At 58.0% G+C, this 4147-nt stretch carries 3 protein-coding genes; 2 read left to right on the forward strand and 1 reads right to left on the reverse strand.

What is annotated here, in order from left to right; genetic code table 11:
- The coding region (locus B3Q33_RS10550) for a hypothetical protein (RefSeq protein ID WP_286827520.1) at positions 1–1825 on the reverse strand (1825 nt) is incomplete at its 3' end.
- A gap of 50 nt (positions 1826–1875) precedes the next feature.
- Here B3Q33_RS10550 and B3Q33_RS10555 point away from each other — a divergent pair.
- Entirely contained in the window at positions 1876–2553 is a 678-nt protein-coding gene (locus B3Q33_RS10555; RefSeq protein ID WP_272963189.1) for a class I SAM-dependent methyltransferase, read from the forward strand.
- A 133-nt stretch (positions 2554–2686) separates the two neighbouring features.
- A complete protein-coding gene (locus tag B3Q33_RS10560; RefSeq protein ID WP_272963190.1) occupies positions 2687–4069 on the forward strand; it encodes a DegQ family serine endoprotease in 1383 nt (460 codons plus the stop codon).
- The last annotated feature ends 78 nt before the right edge of the window (positions 4070–4147 follow it).

Below are 4147 nucleotides of genomic sequence, written 5' to 3' on the forward strand. Positions count from 1 at the left end.
CCTGCCAGTGGAAGTCGGCGGCGCCGCCTTCGCCCACCCAGGCCGGGAACCACAGGGTGTTATCCATGGTGGCGTAGCGTAGCCGGCGGATATCAATGTCCCGTTCCTCGGCCAGTTCCACCATGCGTTGCAGCACTTTGCCGTGGTGCACCTGATCCACCTGCTTGGTGGTATCCAGTATGGCCTGGCGCATCAGGCTATTGAAATCATCGCGAGCGATACCGGAAAAATTCATCCGGTTAAGGTCGGCCAGGAACGCGTCAGCCAGAGCCGCTACCGAGGGAAAACGACCTTCCTTTTTTAGTTCCCTCAAGCGCTGGTTGACCACCTCGTCGTACTTGTCAAAGGCACCGTCTTCCTCCGCATCCGCCAATGCCAGAATGGCTTCGCCAAGGCTGTCCATGTCCAGATAATCCAGTTTGGGGATGCCACCAAGCAGATCAATGACCGTGCGCGGCATGCCCTCACTCTCAAAGCCCAGTCGCGGGGTGGCACCCGGGTGGCGCTCGTACTTGGTGGTGCTTGCCTTGTCGTCCTCGTAGAACATGTTCATGGACATGCCATCGAGAAAGGCATCGAACAACCCATCAGGCACTACTGGCATATGGTTGCTGAAAAACATTTCCCAGCCCTGATTGGAATCCATATGCAGCCAGTCCCCGGGTAGTCGGGTCGCGCCGAGAGTATGCTCGAAATCGTTCATCTCACCATCGACGATACCGTATTGGCCCTTGCCATAGACGGAATCATAGGTGATCCGCGCACCCTCCAGGTTGTGGAAGTCGATGGCAAAGTGGATGCGGGGTTCGCGCAGGAACATCAGGAAAAATTTCAGTACCTTGACGCTGCCAATGGCAAAGCGGGAAGGAATAGTCACTGACTGTTCGTAGAAATCCACCTGGAATTTCTGGCTGAAAAACGTTGGCATGAAGGCGTACCAGATGCGCGCCTTGACCAGGATCGAGGCCCTGACTGCGCCGTCCCTGACGGCAACGGGGGTGGCCTTGATGTTTTTGCGGGTATCCAGGTCCACTCTCAGGTTCTGGTTGAAAATCCCGGTGCTGATGTTCACGTAAATGTTGTCGATAACATTTACGTCCTTATGTGGGCCAAGCCGGGGGGACATGCCCTGGATCTGGGTGAAATCCTTGGCGTCGTAGTCCATCTGCATCAGCGTGGTTTCGATGCGACCGTTTTCCAGATCCACCTGCACATAGTCTGCCCGCGAGCGTTCGCTGTTATTGCGCACCAGGTAAATATAGCGGGGCTGGTTTCGTGGGGAGTCCAGGCGGATTTCTTCCAGCATGCTGCCTGCCTTCAGCTCATGTTGCTGCGGATCAAAACGGTCCCAGCCGCCGTCACGGAACATGAAGGCCAGCTCGTCGAAATCATCAAAAATACCCGGCTCGCCTTCCGGTTCGTGATCATTGTGGCCATCGATCCAGATCAGGCCGGTCTTGTCGAACTCGTCAATCTGGAAGGGAATCGGAATCAGCTTGCCCGCGCGCACGGCCATCAGTGACAGCTCTTCGGTAGGGATGCCGTTATGTTCTGCCAGCTCGAAGCCCTTCATCTCCATGGGGTAGAGGTAGGTGAACTGGGTGGTATCCAGAGCCTTGAGAGTACGATCAAGCTGGTCGGTGGAAATATTGCGCAGTCCTGAGGCCCAGCGGCCCATGGCGCTGGGGTCCGCCTTGTAGAAATCCAGGAAATGCTCAAAGTAGGGATCGGGGACGCCCTCGGTCCAGATTTCCCGTGCCTGTAATGGGCTCACCAGGGTGAGAAGTAGGGCGGTGAGACCGATCCATGCCTGTCTGCCGGTCATTTTGTTATTCTCTTGGACGATTTTGGATTGGCGAAACAAGGCCCTAGGGTATGACAAGCAATCAGGAAAGAGTAGGCCTTGCCGCCTTACATGAACGGCTCCACCGCGTATTACCGGCGGTATCCCTGGTCTGCCAGGCTTTACCTAAGACACCACAGATCCGTTTATGGCTACTGGATGAGCTGTTTCCCGAAAAGGCCCTGGACCCGCACATCGTCAATGCGATTATGGAAGAACCGCCTTACTGGTCGTTTTGCTGGGCGTCTGGGCAGGTGCTGGCGGAATACCTGCTCAGCCATCCCGAGTGGGTCAAGGGCCGTTGTGTGGTGGATGTGGGGCCGGGCTCCGGGGTGGTCGCCATTGCTGCGGCCCTGGCAGGTGCCGCACGGGTGATTGCCTGTGATCTGGACCAGGATGCGCTAACCGCCACGGCTCTCAATGGAGCCGAGAACCGGGTCGAGATCGAACTGAGCCAGGACCTGGACACCGCCCTGGCGGCGGCGGATCTGGTGACCGCAGCGGACATACTTTACGACCGGGAAAACCTGCCACTGCTGGCCCGCTTCCAACAGGCGGCCCAGGTGCTGCTGGCCGATTCTCGGGTGCCGGATCTGAACCCGCCCGGCTACCAGTTGCTGGGGCAGTGGCAGTCCTGCACCTGGCCGGATCTGGGGGAATCCAGCGAGTACAACGGGGTGAGAGTGTTTGCCTCGGAACCGTCGCCCTGAAGCAATGTCAGAAAAACAGTACGGCGTTGCTATCCGCCCCGAGCGGCCACTGCATTCGCTGTATGGTGGTGGGAAGGTCTCCACTGGCGATATCCTTTTTGATTGTTTTCTCAGCACAGGAGGAACGACGTTGTTGAATACCAAAAAACCGCTGCAACCCGTTGTCTGGGTACTGGCACTGTGTGCCATCGTTTTTTCGCCAGCACAGGCGGCATTGCCATCCGCCACTAGTGACGGCCAGGCGTTGCCATCGCTGGCGCCCATGCTGGAGGAGACCTCTCCGGCGGTGGTCAATATTGCTATCGAAACGCGGATTCGCACTGCCCGGAATCCACTGATGGAAGATCCCTTCTTCCGCCGTTTCTTCAACATTCCCGAGCATCAACAACGAGAGCGCCGTGCCGCCAGTGCCGGTTCCGGCGTGATTGTGGATGCCGAGGCGGGGTATGTGCTGACCAATGCCCATGTGGTGAAGAACGCGGATTCCATTGAAGTCACTCTTACCGACGGCCGCGAGTTGTCAGCAGAATTGGTCGGTACCGATGAGGAAGTGGATCTGGCGGTACTCAAGCTGGAGTCGGCCAATGATCTGACGCAAATCGCTATTGCTGATTCCACCGGCTTGCGAGTGGGCGACTTCGTTGTGGCGATCGGTAACCCCTTCGGGCTGGGGCAGACGGTTACCAGTGGTATTGTCTCTGCGCTGGGTCGAACCGGTCTGGGGATTGAAGGCTACGAAAGCTTTATCCAGACCGATGCGTCCATCAATCCGGGCAACTCCGGTGGCGCTTTGGTGAACCTGCGCGGCGAATTGGTGGGCATCAACACTGCCATCATCGCTCCCGCCGGCGGCAATGTAGGTATCGGTTTTGCCATCCCCACGGAAATGGCCGAGAACGTGATGCACCAGCTCATCGAGCATGGTGAAGTTCGCCGCGGCGTGCTGGGTGTTACCGTTCAGGATCTCACTGCCGAGCTTGCCGAGGCCTTTGGGGTTGATCGCCAGCGCGGTGTGGTCATCACTCAGGTGCTAGAGGATGGTGCCGCGGAGAAGGCCGGCATCAAGAGTGGAGATGTGGTGATTGCCGTAGACGGCCGCCCGGTGAAGCGGGCGGCGGATCTGCGTAACAAGGTCGGCATGGCGCCGGTGGGTGAGAAGGTGACGCTGACCGTCTTGCGTGATAGCAAAAAGCGAGAGATGACAGCGGTTATCAGCGAGTCATCCCAGCAGGCCTCCAGCGGTGAGTCTGTTTCCAAGTACCTGCAAGGCGCCAGCCTGCGGGACCTTCGCAAAGGGGAACTGCAGCACGCGGATAGCGGCGTACTGGTGGACGATGTGAAACAGGGCTCTCCCGCCTGGCGGGCCGGGTTGCGCCGTGGAGATGTGATCATCAACGCCAACCGTCAGGATGTGGTGAACACGGCGGAACTGCGTAATGCTATCAGTGACAAGGATGGCACCCTGCTGTTGCGGGTGAATCGTAACGGCGGTGTGTTCTTTGTAGTGATCCGCTGATTGGTTGAGTTGAAAGTGCAAAGTTGAAAGTGAAAAAGCGCGGGCGGGTCTGGTGTGTAAACCTGCCAGGCTGTGCCC

Origin of the sequence: Alcanivorax sp. UBA3183 (assembly GCF_002364155.1) — a bacterium.
Lineage (GTDB): Bacteria > Pseudomonadota > Gammaproteobacteria > Pseudomonadales > Alcanivoracaceae > Alcanivorax > Alcanivorax jadensis.